Source organism: Streptomyces sp. NBC_01166, assembly GCF_045039765.1.
In the GTDB taxonomy this organism is placed as follows: domain Bacteria; phylum Actinomycetota; class Actinomycetes; order Streptomycetales; family Streptomycetaceae; genus Streptomyces.
On the sequence record NZ_CP108613.1, the window covers coordinates 4,128,574 to 4,146,342 of the forward strand.

Sequence of the window (17,769 nt, forward strand, 5' to 3'; positions counted from 1 at the left end):
CGGCCCGGCCCGTTCCGCGAGCGGGTCCGGGCCCAGCTCATGCTCGCGCTGGATCCGGTGCCCCGGCCGTAACTGCGACCACGGCCACTGAGCACCGGCGCCCGGCCGTTCTTCACCGGGCCCGCCGCCGTATCCGCCGCCCCGGCCCGGGTGTTCGCCCCCCGGCCGGGGCGGCGGTCGCGCACAGTGGTCCGTATGACGACTACCGCGGAGCTGCTCCGCTCCTTCGCCCGGACCCGCGCCTCGCTCGACGGTGAGGAGGTCACGTACTGGTGGTCCGGGGACGTGTACTCCTGGGCCCCCGACGAGCCCTACCAGCGCGTCTTCGGCTTCGAAGGTCTCAATGTCTCCCGCCTGGTCCAGGACTCCGAGGCCGGCCCGGACGCGTACCGGCTGCTCACCCGTGAGGCCGCCTTCTACCTGGATCCCGCCACTCGCGAGATCCTGGAGACCTGGCAGGACCTGCCGGTGGTGCACGTCTGGAACGACCCCGCGAACCAGAAGTGGCGCCCCTTCCCGATCCCGACGACCGAACTCGGCGGCCAGGTCTGCTTCAGCCTCGAGATCCCGCTCGCCTACCCCTCGCCGCTGCCGGTCGCCCAGTACCCCGTCCACTCGGCCGGTGACACGTACAAGGCCCTGGAGCTCTTCCAGTTCTTCGCCGACCGCGCCGACCTGGCCGGCCCGGGGCCCGGTGTCCCGGCCACCATGTCGTGGAGCCGGATGTCCCCGTGGCTCCCGTGGATGGCCCGCGGGCAGCGGCCGGGCGGCCTCACCTTCCACTGCCGGGGCCGCAAGCTCGGTTCGTACGCCGAGGTCCCCGGGCGGACCCGCGCCTACATCGCGGACCGCCACCCGGAGTTCGCCCACGCTCCGGAGGAGTGGAGCGAGCCGAACGAGACCAGCTGGACGTACTTCCGCAAGCTGAACCCGCCGGAGTAGCCGTCAGGCCCGGCAGCGTGGTGGCGGATCCGGTGCCACGCTCAGCCACCGGGTAGGGCGGCCGCCAGGTCCAGGGCTTCGTCCACCGCACCCGGGATGTCGGTGACGGGCAGCATCACATGGCGCACCACGCGGTCCGGGCCGACGATCAGGATGAGGCGTTTGATACGGAGATCCTGGCCCGTCCGGAAGGTCGGCAGCCGCAGCGCCGCCGTGAGCTCGAGCCTGGCGTCGGACAGCAGGAGGAACGGCAGTTCCTCGGCCTTCGCGAAGTCCGCCTGCGCCTCGGCGGGCTGGGTGCTGACACCGTGGACGACGACGCCGGCCGCTTCGAAGCGGGGCCACGCCTGCCGGAACAGTCGGTTCTCCAGAGTGCATCCCACGCCCCCCGGGATCCCCTCCGGGATGCCCGTGCCGGGGTACGCGAAGACGACCGTGGCCCGCGCCCCTTCGCCGACCACGTCGTGCGGTCGGCCGTCCGTGCCCGGCAGCGTCAGCCCCGAGGGGACCGTCTCCCCCACCAGCCCCCGGGTGCGCCGGGTCTCGGCGGCCTCCTCGCCCGGGAGCCCGGTGACGGTGCCGTCCCCGAGCAGCCAGCGGTCCGCCCAGTCCTGGAGGGAGACCAGGACGGGCACGAAGCCCTGCCCGCGCGGCGTCAGGTGGTACTCGTACCGCTCCGGGCGCTCCTGGTAGAGGCGGCGTTCCAGGACCTCGCTCCCGACCAGTCCTCGCAGCCGCTCGGTGAGGACCTTGCGGGACACGCCGAGTTCCTGGGCCAGGCTCTCGAAGCGCACATGCCCGCGTGCGACCTCGCGGAGCACCAGCAGACTCCACCAGTCCCCCACCACGGCGGCAGCCTGGGCGATCCCACAGGTGTCATCGGCGGCGCGGCGTGGATTCATGGCTGCACTCCGGAGGGGCGAGGGTGGGACAGTCGGCCCATCCTAAGTAAGTTCCCTTTCGGAACCACCGCCTGCGGCCTCGGCGTAACGCGCGGCGAGCTCGGCGAACGCACGGGTGAGCTGCGGTGGGCCGACGACCCGGATGTCGGTCCCGAAGTGGCCGATGGTGGTGGCGAGACCGGTCCACGACCAGGAGCCGAGGGTGAGGCGGCAGCGGCCGGGGCCGAGCGCCTCCACGATTCCGTCCCGCGCGAAGGGCGCCACGGCCTGCGCGGGAAGGCCGAGGACCACTTCGCCGCGGCAGGGCCAGTCGGTGGTGGAACCGTCGGTCCCCCGGAACCGGCCGGTGACGAACGCGGCCACGTCCGGCCCGGGGAGGTCGCGCGGGGTGAAGCGCGGGCCGGTGGGGGTGCGGGGCCGGATGCGGTCGACGCGGAAGGTGCGCCAGTCCTCACGTTCGAGATCCCAGGCGATCAGGTACCAGTGGCCGCGCCAGGTGACGAGGTGGTGCGGCTGGGTCCGGCGGGCCCGGCCGGGGGCCTCCTGCCCGTAGTCGAAGCGCAGCTCCTCGCGGGCGTGGATCACGCGGCCCAGCTCCACGAGGAGCTCCGTGCCGGCCGGGGAGGTCTCCTCGGCGCCGGGCGGCCGGACCGCGGTGACCCGCAGCATGTCGATGCGCTGACGCAGCCGGAGCGGCATGACCTGGCGGACGGTGGCCAGGGCCCGTGCGGCATCCTCGCCGATCGTGCCGTCGGTGGCAGCGGACTGCAGGGCGAGAGCCAGGGCGACGGCCTGGCCGTCGTCGAACAGCAGTGGGGGCAGCTGCGAGCCGGCGTCCAGGCGGTAGCCGCCGGCGGGCCCCTTGAAGGCGCGGACCGGGTAACCCAGCTCCCGGAGGCGGTCGATGTCGCGGCGCACCGTGCGCGGGGTGATGTCGAGCCGCTCCGCGAGATCGTCGCCGGACCAGTCGCGATGCGTCTGGAGCAGCGAGAGCAGCGCGAGCAGCCGGGAGGACGTCTTCTGCATGCCCACCATTCTCCCTGGATTACAGGACACAACCTGTCCGCTACCCATGGAATGGTCGGCACCAAGATCAGCCCGAGCAACAAGGAGAAGGCATGTCCGTCACGACCACCACTCATCTGAACTTCCGGGGCGACGCGAGGGCGGCGCTGGACCACTACCGGGCCGTCTTCGGCGGCCGCGTCACCGTCGTGACGTACAAGGACATGGGCGACGTGCGGAACGAGGACGAGGCGGACCGGGTCGCCTGGGGCGAGGTGACGGGCGACAACGGCTTCCACGTCATGGCCTACGACGTGCCGTCCCAACTGCCCTGGGACCAGGGCAGCAGCCCCTTCTTCGTCTCGGTGCGCGGAGACGACACGGATGAGATCAGCGCCCTCTGGCAGAAGCTGGCGGAGGGCTCGACGGTGGTGCAGCCCCTGGAACCGTCGCAGTGGGCGCCTCTGTACGGCATGCTCACCGACCGCTTCGGCGTGAGCTGGGTCCTGGACGTCGCGGCGCCGTACAACGGCTGATCCACTCCCATGACCGTCCTCGGCGCACGCGCCCTCAACCGCGCCACCCTCGCCCGGCAGTACCTGCTGGAGCGCTCCACCGCACCGGTCCGGGAGACGGTGGCGCACCTGGCGGGCCTCCAGGCCCAGGAGCCGCAGGAGCCCTTCACCGGCCTGTGGACGAGGCTGCGCGCCTTCACACCCGACCGGCTCGACCAGGCGCTGACGGAACGGCGCGTCGTACGCACACACCTGATGCGGCGCACCGTCCACATGGTCACCGACGACGACGCTCTCGCCTGGCGGTCCCGCCACGACGCCATGCTGCTCCAGCGGGTGCTGGGCACCTACCGGCACGAACTCGCCGGCATCGACCCCGGCGAAGTCGCCGCGGCCGGACGGGCGGTCATGGCCGACGGCCGGCCCCGCACCATGGCCGAGCTCGTCCAGGCGCTCCAGGACCGCTGGCCCGGCCCGCCGCGCCGCGCCCTGGGCGAGCTCGTCGTCGCCGCACTGGTCCCGATGGCGCAGCTTCCCCCGCGCGGGCTGTGGAAGACGACGGCCGGCGTACGGAACCTGCCCCTGGCCGCGTGGCTCGGACGTGATCCCGCCCCGCTGCCCGACGACGCCGACGACCCGGTCGGACAGCGGCTCGTGCGCCGCTACCTCGCCGCCTACGGACCCGCCGCCACGGCGGACATCCGCTCCTGGAGCGGTCTGGCCGGTCTCCCCGCGGCGGTCGAAGCCCTCCGGGACGAGCTGGTCACCTTCCGGGACGAACGCGGCCGACTGCTCCTCGACCTGCCCGACGCACCGCGGCCGGCGCCGGACACACCCGCCCCCGTCCGGTTCCTCCCGGCCTTCGACAACGCGATCCTCGGCTACAGCGACCGCAGCCGCATCATCGACCACGCCGACCTCGGCCTGTCCGTCGCGGGGGAGCGCGCCGTGCTGGTCGACGGCCGCGTCGCCGCCACCTGGACCACGCACGACCGGCACCTGCGCGTCACGCCCTTGCGGCCCCTCTCTCCCCGGGAGCGGGAAGCCGTCGAGGAGGAGGGCCACGGGCTGGCCGCCTTCCTGGACGAGGGCATCGACCGCGTCGCGATCACACCCGGCTGAACCGCCGTCCGCGACGGGGCGGCTCCACGGCCGACGACGACCGGGGGCTCGTGCGAGGAGATCCCCCGTACGCGCCCCCGGCCGTCAGGTCGTCACGGGACGAGCTTGAGGAGCTTGTTCGGTGAGCCGGTTCCGACGCCCGTGAGGACGCCGGACGTCGCGCCGTTCACGAGTGCCGAGGCCACGGTCGCCGGAGCGGCGCCGGGGTGGCTGGTCAGGTAGACCGCCGCGGCGCCGGAGACGTGCGGGGCGGCGAAGGAGGTGCCGCTGCCGGTGTAGGTCGCGCTGTTCGAGGTGTTCCAGCCGGCTGTGATGTCGGAGCCCGGCGCGAAGATGTCCACGACGGGGCCGTAGTTCGAGTAGCTCGCGCGGGCGTCGGTCCGGGTGGTGGCACCGACGGTGATCGCGGTGGCGACCCGCGCGGGGGAGTAACCGGACGCGAGCGCACCCGAGTTGCCGGCCGCGATGGAGTAGGTGACTCCGGACGCGATCGACTTGCTCACCGCGTTGTCCAGGGTGGTGCTGGCCCCGCCGCCGAGCGAGACGTTGGCGACGGAGTTCGCGACGTGGTTGGCGGTGATCCAGTCGACCCCGGCGATCACCCCGGCGGTGGTGCCGGAGCCGTCGTTGCCGAGGACCCGCACCGCGACGATCTTCGCCTTCTTCGCCACGCCGTAGGTGGTTCCGGCGACGGTGGTGGCGACGTGGGTGCCGTGGCCCGCTCCGTCCTGGGCGGTGCTGTCGTTGTCGACGAAGTCGTAGCCGTACGAGGCCCGGCCGCTGATCTCCTGGTGGGTGATGCGCACCCCGGTGTCGAGGACGTACACGGTCGCGCCGCTGCCGCCCGTGTCCGGGTAGGTGTACGTGCCGCTCAGCGGCAGGGCGGCCTGGTCGATCCGGTCGAGTCCCCAGGGGGCGTTGCTCTGGGTGGCCGTCGATTGGACCTTCTGGTCCTGCTCCACCGAGGCGACCGCCGGGTCGGCGGCGAGCCGCCTGGCCTCGGTGCTGCTGAGCGTGGCGGCGTAGCCGTTCAGCGCCGATGTGTAGGTGCGCTCGATCGTGCCGCCGTGGGCGGTTATCAGCTGCTTGCCCTGGGTCGCGGACGCCTTGAACCCGGCCGTCGGCCTGAGCGTGACGATGTAGCTTCCGGGGACCGCCCCGGCTGCCCCGGCGTGCAGGACTCTGCCCTCGGGCTGGGCCGCCTGGGCGGGTAAGGCCGCACCGGCGCCGACTGCCAGCGCCAGAGTCGTCGCGGTCGCGATCGCCCCGGCGATCCGCCTCCTGTTGTTACGCACTGCTGCCATCGAGAGGTCCTCCTCGAACGGTGGCGCGCCAGGGGTCCGACGCGCCGACGGGTGCGGCGTACGGGGTTCGTACGCCGCACCCGACGATGGCGCGGTGCGTTCGGGCGGAGCAAGGAATTCCAGGCAGCTGTCATGGCCGCGCCACACTGGTGACCGTCCGTCAACAAGACGTCAACACAACGCAATGCAGGCTTCGCACGAGGTGCATGTTTCCCGTGCCGAGGCCTGCTTCACCGCGCGGCGTCCAGCCAGGGCCTGCGGCCGGGGCCCGTCGGGTGGGTGCCCGTGACTCCCATGACTACCGAGTAGAGGCTGGTCTCCGCGGTGATGAAGAGGCGGTTGCGCTTGGCGCCGCCCCAGGCGATGTTTGCCACCGCCTCCGGGACGACGAGCCGTCCGATCAGCGTGCCGTCCGGGTCGTAGCAGTGCACCCCGTCGTCCATGGCAGCCACCCAGAGCCGGCCGCCGTCGTCGAAGCGGAGGTTGTCGAAGCGGGCGGCCTCCCTGGCCCCGGCCTCGGCGAAGATCTCACCGTCCGACAGCGTGCCGTCGTCCCGTACGTCGAAGACCCTGACGAAGCCCGCGCGGGTGTCGGAGACGAACAGCTGCTGCTCGTCCGCCGAGAAGACGAGCCCGTTCGGCGCGCCGAAGCAGTCGGCGACCAGGCGTACCTCACCGGTCGACGGATCGACGCGGTAGACGTTGTTGGAGCCGATCTCGCTCTCCGCGCGATAGCCCTCGTAGTCGCTGGTGATGCCGAAGTCCGGGTCGGAGAACCAGATCGAGCCGTCGGACTTCACGGTGGCGTCGTTGGGACTGTTCAGACGCCTGCCCTGCCAGCGGTCCGCGAGCACGGTCACCGTGCCGTCGTGTTCGGTCCGCGTCACCCGCCGGTTGCCCTGCTCGCAGGTGACGAGCCGCCCCTCGCGGTCGAGGGTGTTGCCGTTGGTGTGCCCCGCCGTACGGCGGAAGACGCTCACGGCGCCCGTCTCCTCCTCCCAGCGCAGCATCCGGTCGTTCGGGATGTCGCTCCAGACCAGATGGCGCCAGGCGGGCACGTACACGGGGCCTTCGGCCCAGCGGCAGCCGGTGTACAAGACCTCGAGACCGTCGTCGCCGTTCATGCACCGCCCCGCGCGGAACCGGTCGTCGAAGCTCTCGTAAAGCCCGGTGTGCTCGCTGGTCATGGAGATCCATCCCTTCGGCAGACGGCCGAACACTTCGGCTCTGCCGAAGATTGCTGGATGCCCGGGGCGAAGATCAAGGGGAGACCTTCGCCACATCGGGCCCGGTCCGGGGATGCGGAGGCGGCGGTCGTCTGTTGGCGACGGGTGGACCTGCCCCCCACCCTTCGAACAGGACACGCAGTGACAGACGAGAATGCCCGCCGAGCAGCAGCCGCTCTCTCCCGCCCGTTCGCGGTCCGCGGCCTGACCTCGCGCAACCGGATCGCCATGGCGCCCATGACCAGGCAGTTCTCCCCGAACGGTGTTCCGGGCCAGGATGTGGCGGACTACTACGCCCGCCGCGCCGCGGGTGGTGTGGGGCTGATCATCACCGAGGGCACCTACGTCGACCACGCCTCCGCCGGCACCAGCGGCCGGATCCCGCTGTTCCACGGCGAGGACGCGTTCGCGGGCTGGGCGGGTGTCGTGGACTCGGTGCACCGCGAGGGCGGCGCGATCATCCCGCAGCTCTGGCACGTGGGCGTCACGCGCACCGAGGGCGCCCCGCCGGTGGCGGAGGCGGAGCCGGTCGGCCCGTCGGGCGTGTCCCTGGCCGGCGAGCCCAAGGGGCGCGCCATGACGCAGAAGGACCTCGACGACGTCGTCGCCGCGTTCGCCGACGCGGCGGCGAGCGCGGAGCGCCTCGGCTTCGACGGCGTCGAACTGCACGGGGCACACGGCTACTTGATCGACCAGTTCCTCTGGGAAGGCAGCAACCGCCGCACCGACGCGTACGGCGGGGACATCGTCGCCCGCACGCGTTTCGCGGCGGAGATCGTGGCGGCGTGCCGCGCGGCCGTGTCCGACTCCTTCCCGCTCTTCTTCCGCATGTCCCAGTGGAAGATGGACGCCTACGAGGCGAAGCTCGCCCGGACCCCCGAGGAGCTGGACACCATCCTGACGCCGCTGGCCGAGGCCGGTGTCGACGTCTTCCACGCCTCCACCCGCCGCTACTGGCTGCCGGAGTTCGACGGCTCCGACCTGAACCTCGCCGGATGGGTGAAGAAGATCAGCGGCAGGCCGACGGTCACCGTCGGCTCGGTCGGCCTGGACGGTGACTTCTTCAGCGCCTTCCAGGGCGACAGCTCCTCGGTCACCGGCATCGACCAGCTGCTGGACCGGCTGGAGCGCGACGAGTTCGACATGGTCGCCGTCGGACGTGCGCTGATCGCCGACCCGGAGTGGGCGGCGAAGACCCTGCGGGGGCGTACGGAGGACATCACGCCGTTCGGGGCGGAGATGCTGAAGACCCTGCGCTGACCGGGCGGGCGGGGCAGCCGTGGCAGGGACGGGCGCCGGCCGGATCAGAGCGGCAGATCGTCCGGCACGATACGGAACGCCTTGGGGCGGCCCGGCGGACGCACGGCGCGGAAGTCGCGGCGGTCCAGAGTGACGATCGCGTCGGTGTCGTAGTCGGCGGCCAGGGACACGCTCACCGCGTCGGCGAGGGAGGTCGAGCGCCTCGTGACGGGCGCGCACCGACTGGGCGACGCCGAGGTGGTCCTCGGTGATCTCCGGCACCAGGACGCGGCCGCGGCGCATCCAGCCCCGGGTGTCGTCGATCGCGCTCACCGCCGCCGTACGTCCCGGTTCCCTCGTGGCCACGTGATCGAGCTCGGCGAGCAGGAGAGGCGACAGGACGAGCAGCCCCGCACCCATGATCGCTTCCGTGCTCCCCCGCCGCCCGCGCGGCGAGGGAGCACAGGGCTCAGCGCAGGAGGCGCAGGGGCACGGCCCCGGCCATCGCCTCGGCCCCGGCGTCGTTGGGGTGGAGGCCGTCGCCGCTGTCGTAGCGGGCGAGGAGGCGCTGCGGGTCGGACGGGTCGCGCAGTGCCTTGTCGAAGTCGACCACCCCTTCGTACTCGCCGCCGGTGCGGATCCAGCGGTTGAGGGTCTGCCGGGCCGCCTCGTTCTCCGGGCTGTAGAAGCCCAGGGTGTCGCCCTTGAAGGGCAGGACCGTGCCGCCGTAGGCCTTCAGGCCCCGGTCGTGGGCGCGGGCGATGATCTGGCGGTGTGCCTCGATGAGTTCGGCCGCCGTGACCCGTTCCGACTCGGGGGCGACGGTGCCGGGGTGGCCGAGGTCGTTCACGCCGAGGAGCACGATCAGGTGCTCGGCGCCCGGCTGGGACGCGACGTCGCGGTCGAAGCGGCGCAGGGCGCTCTGCCCGAAGTACGCCGCGAAGTCCTCGGCGTCGGACCCGACGGGCGGGTTGGGGTCGTGCAGGAGGCGGTTGCCGCCGATGCCCTCGTTGAGTACGCCCATGGTGTCCGGCCCGGCGGAGGCGCGCAGCCGGCCGGCGAGGAAGTCGGGCCAGCGGTGGTTGGCGTCGACGTCGGTGTCGGAGCCGTCGGTGATGGAGTCGCCGAGGGCGACCACCGCGGAGGACGCCCGGCCGGTGCTCACACTCACGCCGGTCAGGAAGTACCAGCGTTCGACGGTCGCGGTCGGCTCGATGTCGGCACGGCCGGTGACGTTCCCGGCGGCCACGTGATTGTGCTGGAAGGCGGACGCGTGAAGCGTCGAGCCGCGCGTGGGTCCGGGCAGGTGGATGCTCACCACGAGGTCGGTCCCCGCGGGCACCCGCAGGGAGACCGGGTCGCTGAGGAGCGGGGCCCCCGCCGGGACGGTCACCGAGGTACGCCCCCCGAAGGTGAGCGGCCGGTCGGTGCGCGGGTCGATACGGGAGGAGGGCCCGCCGGCCGCCGGGCGGGCGACACGGGCCTCGCCGATCACCAGGGGCCCGCTGCCGAACTCGTTCGACAGCCGCACGCGGACCTGGTCGCCGCCGATGCTGGTGCGGACGGTCTGGCGGATCGTCTCGTTCTCGAACTCCGTGGTGTCCGAGGCCGGGGCGGTCGTGGGCCCGGCGGCCCATGTCCCGGTCCAGGAACGGTCGTTGTGGCCGGCCGGCGCGAGCCCGGCGGACATGGCGGGTGCGGCCGCCGTCGCCAGGAGCAGCGCTCCGGTGAGTACGGCGCCCAAGTGGCGGGCGGCCCGTCGGGCCCGTAAGCCGGCGGGGCGGGCGTCCTGCGGGGCTGCCGTGAATTTCGCGGGGTGCGTTCTCATGGAGGCGTGTCTCCTGGGCCGGAGGGGCGGGATGCGGGCGCCCCCTTGCCCGGAGGTGCGCGGGCGGCACCTCCCGACGGGGGGCCCGGCGCAACGCCGCTTCCGCTTCCCGTGGGTCACCTCGCGGGACCGAAAAGTTTCGAACGGCTTGCGATCGGGCGAGCAGACGGTATGGATGCCCACAGCCCCGCGTCAAGAGGGCCCGCCGCCCCCGCACGGTGCGTCCCCGCCATAATTCCGGACCGCCGGGGCCGGGTCCGGTGTACAGTTTTTGAGTCCTGTTGTCTCCGATAGAGGTGGACGTTGCGCATCTGAGGTCCGCGATCATCGCGCGGTACGGCCCCTGCCGTAGCCCGTCACGCCTTGTCGGCCTTCTGCCGCCGCGTGACCCACCGCGTGGATGCGACCTCGGTGCAGGATCCGTCCCCCGTATGCCCGGAGGACCGCACCCCTTCCTCTCCCGGCCGGTCGCCGCGTGGTGCTCGCACACGAAGCCCCTGTTCACACGCTTGCGACTGCGAGGACCACATGACCCACCCCACTACGCCCGCCGTCTCCCTCGGCTGCTCCGCCCTGTCCTTCCGCTGGGCGGACGGCACGGAGGTCTTCGACGGGCTGTCCCTCAGCGTCCCCCGGGGCCGCACCGGGCTCGTCGGGACCAACGGCTCCGGGAAGTCCACCCTGCTGCGGCTGCTGGCGGGCCGGCTGAAGCCCTCCGCCGGCTCGGTGACCGTCGGTGGGCACCTCGCCTACCTGCCGCAGAACCTCACCCTCGACACGGACCTCCGCGTCGAGGACGCGCTCGGCATCACCGAGCGGCGTACGGCGCTGCGCGCGATCGAGGCCGGCGACGTCGCCGACAAGCACTTCGAGACCGTCGGCGACGACTGGGACGTCGAGGAACGGGCCCTGGCGACCCTGGGGTCCCTCGGCCTCGGCGACATCGGTCTCGACCGCACCGTGGGACAGCTGTCCGGCGGCGAGACCGTGCTGCTCCGGCTGGCCGCGCTCCTGCTGGAACGCCCCGACGTCCTGCTGCTCGACGAGCCGACCAACAACCTCGACGTGTTCGCGCGGCGCCGGCTGTACGACGCCGTCGAATCCTGGCGCTCCGGAGTGCTCCTGGTGGTCAGCCACGACCGCGACCTGCTGGAACGCGTGGACCGGATCGCCGATCTGCGGGCCGGTGCGGTGAGTTGGTACGGGGGTGGCTGGTCCGCCTACGAGGAGGCGCTGGCCACCCAGCAGGAGGCGGCCGGGCGCATGGTGCGGGCCGCGGAGTCCGACGTGCGCCGTCAGAAGCGCGAGCTGGAGGAGGCGCAGATCAAGGTCGCCCGCCGCCAGCGGCACAACAAGAAGATGGACGCCCAGCGGCGCGCTCCCCGGATCGTCGCGGGTGCCCACAAGAGGTCCTCCCAGGAGGCGGCCGGCAAACTCCACGGTCTGCACGAGGACCGTCTCCAGGAGGCGCGGGAGCGGCTCGACACGGCGTCGGAGGCGATCCGGGAGGACGCCGAGATCCGGGTGCGGCTGCCGCACACCGCCGTCCCGGCGGGCCGCACGGTCCTGAGCGCGCAGGGCCTGCGTCCTCGCTTCGGCGCCCTGCGTGACGGTGAACTCCATGTCCGGGGGCCGGAACGCATCGCGCTCATCGGGCGGAACGGGGCGGGCAAGACGACGCTGCTGCGCACTCTGACCGGGGAGCTCGCCCCGGAGGCCGGCGAGGCCAGGGCACATGTGCCGCTGCGTTTCCTCCCGCAGCGGCTCGACGTGCTGGACGACGGGCTGAGCGTCGCGGCGAACGTGGCCCGCGCGGCGCCCGGCACCACCGACAACGAGATCCGCTCCCAGCTCGCCCGCTTCCTGTTCAAGGGGGCACGCGCCGAGCAGCCGGCGGGCACCCTCTCCGGCGGCGAACGCTTCCGCGCGGCCCTCGCGGCGACGATGCTCGCCACACCAGCCCCGCAGCTGCTGATGCTGGACGAGCCGACCAACAATCTGGACCTGGCGAGCGTGCGGCAGCTGACGAGCGCCCTGGAGTCCTACGAGGGCGCGCTGATGATCGCGGGCCACGATCTGGCGTTCCTGGATTCCGTCGGGATCACCCGCTGGCTGCTGGTGGGCGAGGAGCTCACCGAGCTGAGCGCCGAGGAGGTGCGCGAGCTGCTCGGCACGCCCGACGCGATCGGGTGACCGGTGGTGTACTGGAAGGGTGCGGGCCGCGCTCCCGGGCCCGCCCCAGGCACCACCGGCTACTGATCCGGATTCCGTCATGCACCGTCCTCAAGGATTCCGATTCCGAGGCGTTCCCCGGGCCCTCGCGGGCGCGGCCGTCGCCCTGGTGGTGGCCGGAGGACCGGCGGTGGCCGCCGCCGGCCTTCCCCCGGCCGCACCGGCGGCAGCGCCGGCCGTCGCGGGCCCGTCCGCCGGGGCACCGGCCGACCGGACCGACCCGCGTACGGCGACCGCTGAGCTCACCATCCCCGCGATCGGCCTGACGGAGCTGCGCGTGGTCCCGTACGAGGGGACGACGGACGACGGGCCCGGGACCCGTGTCCAGGACCGCGGTGCCGCCGCCAGCCCGTACGGCGAGGACGGCGGCGTCGGGCCCGGCGAGACCGGGAACTACCTCGTGACGGCCCACCGGCTCTCCGCCGGGGGCCCGTTCCACGATCTGCCGTCGCTGGAGAAGGGGGACAAGGTCCTGGTCACGGAGGGCTCAACGGTGTACGAGTACCGGATCACGGAGACCAGGGAGACGTCCTTCCGGTCCGAGCGCTCGCTGGCCGAACAGCGTGCCGAGGTGCCGGGTGAGCCGGGTGAGAAGCCGACCCGGGCGATGATCACGCTGTCCACCTGCGCGACCCCGGAGGACGACGCGGCCGGGAACTTCTGGCGCGACACCCACCACAATCCGGAGCACCGCATCGACAAGATCGGCGTACTGGTCTCCTCCCGGCCCGCGTGAGCCGGGCCTTCAACCGCCGCCGGACATGTCCTCGGGCAGCTCCAGCCACCGCTCCGTGCCCGGCTCGATGATGTAGGAGCTGCCGTCCAGCTTCACCCGGACCCCCGGCCGTTCCGAGTCCGGTACGGCGATCCTGAGGCGCTCGGCACGGATGCGCAGGTCCACGTCCCAGTGCCGGCGGAAGCGGAGCCGGATACGGAACTTGGAGAGCTGGGGCAGCGTGGCCGGTGCGAGCCACAGGGCGTCCTCGCGGGTGGCCAGTCCCGTCATGCCGCGCTGCACGAAGTCGAGGGTGCCTGCCATCGCGCCCAGGTGGATGCCCTCCTCCGTCGTACCGCCCTGGATGTCGGCCACATCGCCGATCAGCGCCTCCTCGCAGTAGGCCCAGGCGTCGTCGCGGTGGACGCGCGCCAGCACCCAGGCGTGGACGAGGGAGCTGAGGGTGGATCCGTGGCTCGTACGGCCCACGTAGTAGTCGACGGTGGCCCGCCAGGTCTCGTCGTCGAGTGCGTGGCCGAGCCGGCCGAACAGCGCGACGAGTTCCTTGGGCGAGAAGAGGTAACCGAGCATCAGGACGTCGGCCTGCTTGGACGCCTGGTAGCGGTTGACGGTGTCGCCCTCAGCCTCCAGGATGCGGTCGAGCCGCCGGATCTCCCCGTACCGTTGCCGGTAGCCGTCCCAGTCCAGCTCCTCCAGGTCGCCGTAGCCGGCGAACTGGCTGATGACACCCCGGTGGTGGGGCACGTACAGCCGCCGGGAGATGTCGTCCCAGCGGTCCAGCTCCGACGGGTCGAGACGGATCACTTCGAGGAGCTGCCGGCACCGGCTCCGGGGAAGCGTGCGGCAGAGTTCGCCGGCCCGTGCCAGCACCCAGGCCGCCGTCACGTTCGTGTACGTGTTGTCGTCGAGCCCCGCGGCCTCGGAATCCGGATAGGCGTCGTGGTACTCGTCGGGCCCGACGACTCCACGGATGCGGTACCTCGCGAGGGCGTCGTCCCACTCCGCGCTGTCCGCCCAGAACCGGGCGATCTGCATCAGCATCTCGGCGCCCTTGGAGTAGAGGTACTCCGTGTCGCCGGTGGCCTGGCAGTACTGCCACACGTTGTACGCCACCGCCGAGCCGACATGGTGCTGCAGCCGCGAGCGGTCGGGCAGCCAGCGTCCCGAGCGGGGGTTGAGGTGGACCTCCTGCGTCTCCTCGCGCCCTTCGTCGGCGCTCTGCCACGGGTACATCGCCCCCGCCCTGCCCACCGCGCGCGCGGCGGCGCAGGCCGCGGGGAGCCGCCGGTGGCGGTAGTCGAGCAACGCCCTGGAGACCTCCGGGAGATGGAGATTCAGGAAGGGCAGGACGAAGAGCTCGTCCCAGAAGACATGCCCCCGGTACGCCTCACCGTGCAGTCCCCTGGCCGGCACCCCGACGTCGAGCTCGGCGGTGTGCGGGGACAGGGTCTGGAGCACGTGGAAGAGGTGCAGCCGCAGGATGTGCCCGGGCTCGCCCGGCACCTCCAGCTTGACCTGCTGCCACAGATCCGCCCAGGCCCGGCGGTGCGAGGCCCGCAGCCGGACGTACGCCGGGGCGTCGCCCACCGCGGACACGGCGGCCCGCAGCGGACTGCCGATGGCCGGGTCACGGGAGGTGTAGAGGCCGACCGTCTTGTCGACGACGGCACCGGAGTCCGGGGCGAGCGGGAGGAGCAGGGTCTGGTGGACCGCGCGTGGCTGCTGCTCCGGTTCGGCCCGGTGGTCGCCGTTCCGTTCCGGGCCGCAGGAGGCCACCGTGCGGGCGGCCAGGGCGATGCCGATGTCCGACTCCACCGTGCGGCAGCGCAGCCACACCATGGAGCCGGGCTCCGTGCCGGTCTCCCAGCCGGTGAGGTGGCGGTCGGCCAGGGCGCGGTAGCGCGCGACGCCGTTGTTGCGGATGTCCCCGTCGATCCCGGCCTCCACCTCCAGCTCGCCCGACCAGCCATCCGCGGTGAACACCGTGTGCAGCGCGGCGAGATGGGGGTCGCCCATGTGAACCAGGCGCTCCTGCTCCACCGTCAGCCGGCGGCCGGCCCTGTCCTCGTACACCGAGCGGCGGGACAGGGTCCCGCCGCGCAGGTCGAGCGCCTGGCGGTGGTCGACGAGGTGGGCGTGGTCGGGGGTCAGCCACGGGCCGGGGCGGGAGCCGGCGGGGCGCATGCGGTAGCGCAGCGGCAGCCAGTTGGGGAGGTTGACCATGTCCTCGTTCTCGACCTGCCGCCCCTGGACGGAGGAGGTCAGCCGGTTGTAGCAGCCCGCGACATACGTACCCGGGTAGTGCGTCTCGCCCGCCGGGGTCTCGGGCGCGGCGCCGCGGGTGGCGAAGTAGCCGTTGCCGAGGGTGCACAGCGCTTCGCGCAGGCGTTCCTTCTCCGGGTCGTACCCCTCGTACGCCCAGATCCAGCCCCGCGCCATCAGTCCTCCCCGTTGATCAGCAGGTCTCCCGGATCGGCCACCACGAGGTCCGCCCCGTGACGGCGCAGGCCGGCGGCTCCCTCCGGGCTGTCCGTCCGGTCGACGCCGACGACGAGCCCGAAGCCGCCCCGCCGGCCCGCCTCCACCCCGGCCAGGGCGTCCTCCACGACGGCGGTGTCCCCGGGCGGGACGCCCAGGCGCCGTGCCGTCTCGGTGAACAGGGCGGGGTCCGGTTTGCCGGGCAGTCCGAGGCGGCGCGCCTCGTTGCCGTCGACGACCGCCGTGAACAGGTCCAGCAGACCGGCCCCGGCCAGCAGCTCGGTCGCGTGCCGGGACGCGGACGCGGCCGCGAACGGCACCCGCGCCTCGTGCAGCACGTGCAGGAGACGAACCGTCCCCGGCCAGACCTCGATCGGACGGTCACGCAGGCGCAGGGTGAAAGCCTCGTCCTTGCGCGCGGCGACGGCCCGTACGGTCCCGGTGCCCGGGGGGTCGTCGGGGCTGCCTTCGGGGAGATCGAGGCCCCTGGCCGCGAGGAACGCGGCGGCACCGTCCATGCGCGCCTTGCCGTCGACGTAGCGCCGGTAGTCGTCCTCCTCGTCGAAGGGCGGCTGACCCTCGTGGTTGGCCAGGCAGGCGTCGAACGCCTGTTTCCAGGCTGCGGCGTGCGCCGGAGCGGAGTCGGTGATCACGCCGTCCGTGTCGAATACGACGGCGTGCACGGAGAGCAGGACTGCGGCCGGTGACGCTGCACGTGCCATGCCCGGTGGTCCCTTCGTCGAGACGTCCCCGTTCCATGGCACCAGGTTCCTGGCCGCACCGCCCCTCGTGGCTTCCGGAACGTGCGCACCGGAGCAGGCGCTCGCGGGATTCCGATCCCTTGTGCAAGCTCCGAGACAACCACTGGTAAAAAGTCGGAAAAGTTTCTAAATGTCCCCTTCGGCGCTACCGTAAATACATGGCCAGAACCGAGCGTCAGACCGACCGGCAGGCGGACTACGTGTGTCCGGCCTGCAAGCAGCCCGTCGCGACCGTGCTGGCGCGGCACAAGACCCTCGGCATCTTCGTCCCGCACTGGGGCGCGGGGCCGTGTCGCAACCCCGAATGCCACCGGCACGAGGAGGAGGCCGGGGAGGCATCCGACTCCGCCCGGGGTGCGGACTCCGTCGGACGGTAGCCGGTACCCCGGATCAGGCCTTGGACCAGGTCTGGTTCGGGCCGCCGGAGCAGGGGAAGAGCACCGCCGGGGTGCCGTTCGCCGTGTCCGCCTGACCGATGCCCGACGTTGTCGTCGTCATCGCCGCCGGCTACACCGGCAGGATGGACTCGTTCCTCACGTCCAACCCTGGCCTGGCCTCCCGCTTCACCCGCACCGTCGAATTCGCCGACCACCCGGCCGAAGAACTCGTCCTCATCACCGAGTCCATGTGTGAGACCCATCGCTACGAGCTGGACCCGCGCACGCTCGACGCCCTCGCCGCGCACCAAACGTCCATGACCCGCAACGCCTCCTTGGCAACGGCCGGGCCGCCAGCCATGTCTTCGAGGAGAGGGGCGACCGCCAGGCCTTCCGGCTGAGCAGGATGGCCGAACCCGCCGAGAGCGACCTCTCGATGCTCCTGCCGGACGATGTGGTTCCTCCCGCCGATCCCGCGAGTGGTGCGTCGGACTCCACCGAACTCCTCTCCCACCGGCACCAGCAGGCCCACCGTGGCCCGCCTCTGCGCCTGGCTCCTGACTCTCTGGGGGTACTGCCCCGGGGCCGACTCCTCCAGGTGGCACGCGCGGACCTCGTCGGCCGTTACGTCGGCCACACCGCACAGCTCACCGAGGAAGTCTTTCAAAGCGCCCTGGGTGGTGTGCTGTTCATGGACGAGGCCTAAACCCTCACTCCCGAGGGGGCGACGTCCGACTTCGGCTGTGAGGCCGTTCAGACACTGCTCAAGCTGATGGAGGACCACCGTGACGACGTCGTCGTCATCGCGGCCGGTTACACCCACGAGACGCGGCGCTTCCTGGATTCCGACCCGGGCCTCGCCTCATGCTTCTCGCGCACCGTGGAATTCGAGCACTGCACCACCGACGCCATGTGGACGCGCTTCGCGTGACCCGTCGTTCGGCAACGCGCGTACCTCGCGGCAGATCCTCGACATCATGACCACGCACCGGGCCCGCAGGCTCTCCGTACTGGACTCCCCGGCTCTCGACGTGCTGCACCGGCTGCTCCTCGAGGACGTTCCGGCCCTGCCGGGTCGCTGAATCACCGCGGTCGTCATGGT

14 protein-coding genes and 2 pseudogenes are annotated in these 17,769 nt (G+C 72.3%); 8 read left to right on the forward strand and 8 right to left on the reverse strand.

The annotated features are described in order from the left end of the window. The first annotated feature begins 195 nt into the window (after positions 1 to 195). Positions 196 to 942 carry a DUF1838 family protein gene (locus tag OG379_RS18895; RefSeq protein WP_405664298.1) on the forward strand — a complete coding sequence of 249 codons (747 nt, stop codon included), beginning with the start codon at positions 196 to 198 and terminating at the stop codon, positions 940 to 942. Between the two features lie 41 nt (positions 943 to 983). On the opposite strand, the gene OG379_RS18900 is transcribed toward OG379_RS18895, so the two are convergent. Beyond that, the gene (locus OG379_RS18900; RefSeq protein WP_405664300.1) at positions 984 to 1,844 is read right to left on the reverse strand and encodes a winged helix-turn-helix transcriptional regulator; all 861 of its coding nucleotides are present in this window, start codon (positions 1,842 to 1,844) and stop codon (positions 984 to 986) included. A 42-nt stretch (positions 1,845 to 1,886) separates the two neighbouring features. After that, complete coding sequence (locus OG379_RS18905; protein ID WP_405664302.1) at positions 1,887 to 2,870, reverse strand: helix-turn-helix transcriptional regulator; 984 nt, start codon at positions 2,868 to 2,870, stop codon at positions 1,887 to 1,889. A gap of 92 nt (positions 2,871 to 2,962) precedes the next feature. Here OG379_RS18905 and OG379_RS18910 point away from each other — a divergent pair, with 92 nt between their 5' ends. Together OG379_RS18910 and OG379_RS18915 are read left to right on the forward strand one after the other, a co-directional pair. Beyond that, positions 2,963 to 3,385: a VOC family protein gene (locus OG379_RS18910; RefSeq protein ID WP_405664304.1), complete on the forward strand. Its 423-nt coding sequence runs from the start codon at positions 2,963 to 2,965 to the stop codon at positions 3,383 to 3,385. Between the two features lie 9 nt (positions 3,386 to 3,394). Further along, positions 3,395 to 4,486, forward strand: coding sequence for a winged helix DNA-binding domain-containing protein (locus tag OG379_RS18915; RefSeq protein ID WP_405664305.1), 1,092 nt, complete (start codon positions 3,395 to 3,397; stop codon positions 4,484 to 4,486). Positions 4,487 to 4,578: 92 nt separating this feature from the next. On the opposite strand, the gene OG379_RS18920 is transcribed toward OG379_RS18915, so the two are convergent. Both OG379_RS18920 and OG379_RS18925 read right to left on the reverse strand, forming a co-directional pair. After that, on the reverse strand, positions 4,579 to 5,790 hold the full coding sequence (locus OG379_RS18920) for a S8 family peptidase (RefSeq protein WP_405664307.1): 1,212 nt from the start codon (positions 5,788 to 5,790) through the stop codon (positions 4,579 to 4,581). A 230-nt stretch (positions 5,791 to 6,020) separates the two neighbouring features. Beyond that, positions 6,021 to 6,977 carry an SMP-30/gluconolactonase/LRE family protein gene (locus tag OG379_RS18925; RefSeq protein WP_405664309.1) on the reverse strand — a complete coding sequence of 319 codons (957 nt, stop codon included), beginning with the start codon at positions 6,975 to 6,977 and terminating at the stop codon, positions 6,021 to 6,023. A 180-nt stretch (positions 6,978 to 7,157) separates the two neighbouring features. Here OG379_RS18925 and OG379_RS18930 point away from each other — a divergent pair, with 180 nt between their 5' ends. After that, the gene (locus OG379_RS18930) at positions 7,158 to 8,276 is read left to right on the forward strand and encodes an NADH:flavin oxidoreductase (protein WP_405664310.1); all 1,119 of its coding nucleotides are present in this window, start codon (positions 7,158 to 7,160) and stop codon (positions 8,274 to 8,276) included. Positions 8,277 to 8,320: 44 nt separating this feature from the next. On the opposite strand, the pseudogene OG379_RS18935 reads toward OG379_RS18930, so the two are convergent. Further along, positions 8,321 to 8,675, reverse strand: a pseudogene (locus tag OG379_RS18935) (PIN domain-containing protein). Positions 8,676 to 8,724: 49 nt separating this feature from the next. Next, the gene (locus OG379_RS18940) at positions 8,725 to 10,083 is read right to left on the reverse strand and encodes an SGNH/GDSL hydrolase family protein (RefSeq protein WP_405664312.1); all 1,359 of its coding nucleotides are present in this window, start codon (positions 10,081 to 10,083) and stop codon (positions 8,725 to 8,727) included. A 528-nt stretch (positions 10,084 to 10,611) separates the two neighbouring features. Here OG379_RS18940 and OG379_RS18945 point away from each other — a divergent pair. Beyond that, the gene (locus OG379_RS18945) at positions 10,612 to 12,276 is read left to right on the forward strand and encodes an ABC-F family ATP-binding cassette domain-containing protein (protein ID WP_405664314.1); all 1,665 of its coding nucleotides are present in this window, start codon (positions 10,612 to 10,614) and stop codon (positions 12,274 to 12,276) included. Positions 12,277 to 12,355: 79 nt separating this feature from the next. Then, positions 12,356 to 13,051, forward strand: a complete 696-nt coding sequence (locus OG379_RS18950; RefSeq protein WP_405664316.1) for a class E sortase — start codon at positions 12,356 to 12,358, stop codon at positions 13,049 to 13,051. Between the two features lie 9 nt (positions 13,052 to 13,060). On the opposite strand, the gene OG379_RS18955 is transcribed toward OG379_RS18950, so the two are convergent. Both OG379_RS18955 and OG379_RS18960 read right to left on the reverse strand, forming a co-directional pair. Next, the gene (locus OG379_RS18955) at positions 13,061 to 15,490 is read right to left on the reverse strand and encodes a glycoside hydrolase family 65 protein (RefSeq protein ID WP_405664318.1); all 2,430 of its coding nucleotides are present in this window, start codon (positions 15,488 to 15,490) and stop codon (positions 13,061 to 13,063) included. Further along, positions 15,490 to 16,251, reverse strand: coding sequence for an HAD family hydrolase (locus OG379_RS18960; RefSeq protein ID WP_405664319.1), 762 nt, complete (start codon positions 16,249 to 16,251; stop codon positions 15,490 to 15,492). Before OG379_RS18960 ends, OG379_RS18955 begins: the two co-directional genes overlap by 1 nt. 197 nt (positions 16,252 to 16,448) lie before the next feature. Here OG379_RS18960 and OG379_RS18965 point away from each other — a divergent pair, with 197 nt between their 5' ends. Together OG379_RS18965 and OG379_RS18970 are read left to right on the forward strand one after the other, a co-directional pair. Further along, a complete protein-coding gene (locus OG379_RS18965) occupies positions 16,449 to 16,667 on the forward strand; it encodes a hypothetical protein (RefSeq protein WP_405664321.1) in 219 nt (72 codons plus the stop codon). A gap of 104 nt (positions 16,668 to 16,771) precedes the next feature. Then, positions 16,772 to 17,749, forward strand: a pseudogene (locus OG379_RS18970) (AAA family ATPase); the annotation flags it as partial. Between the last annotated feature and the right edge of the window lie 20 nt (positions 17,750 to 17,769).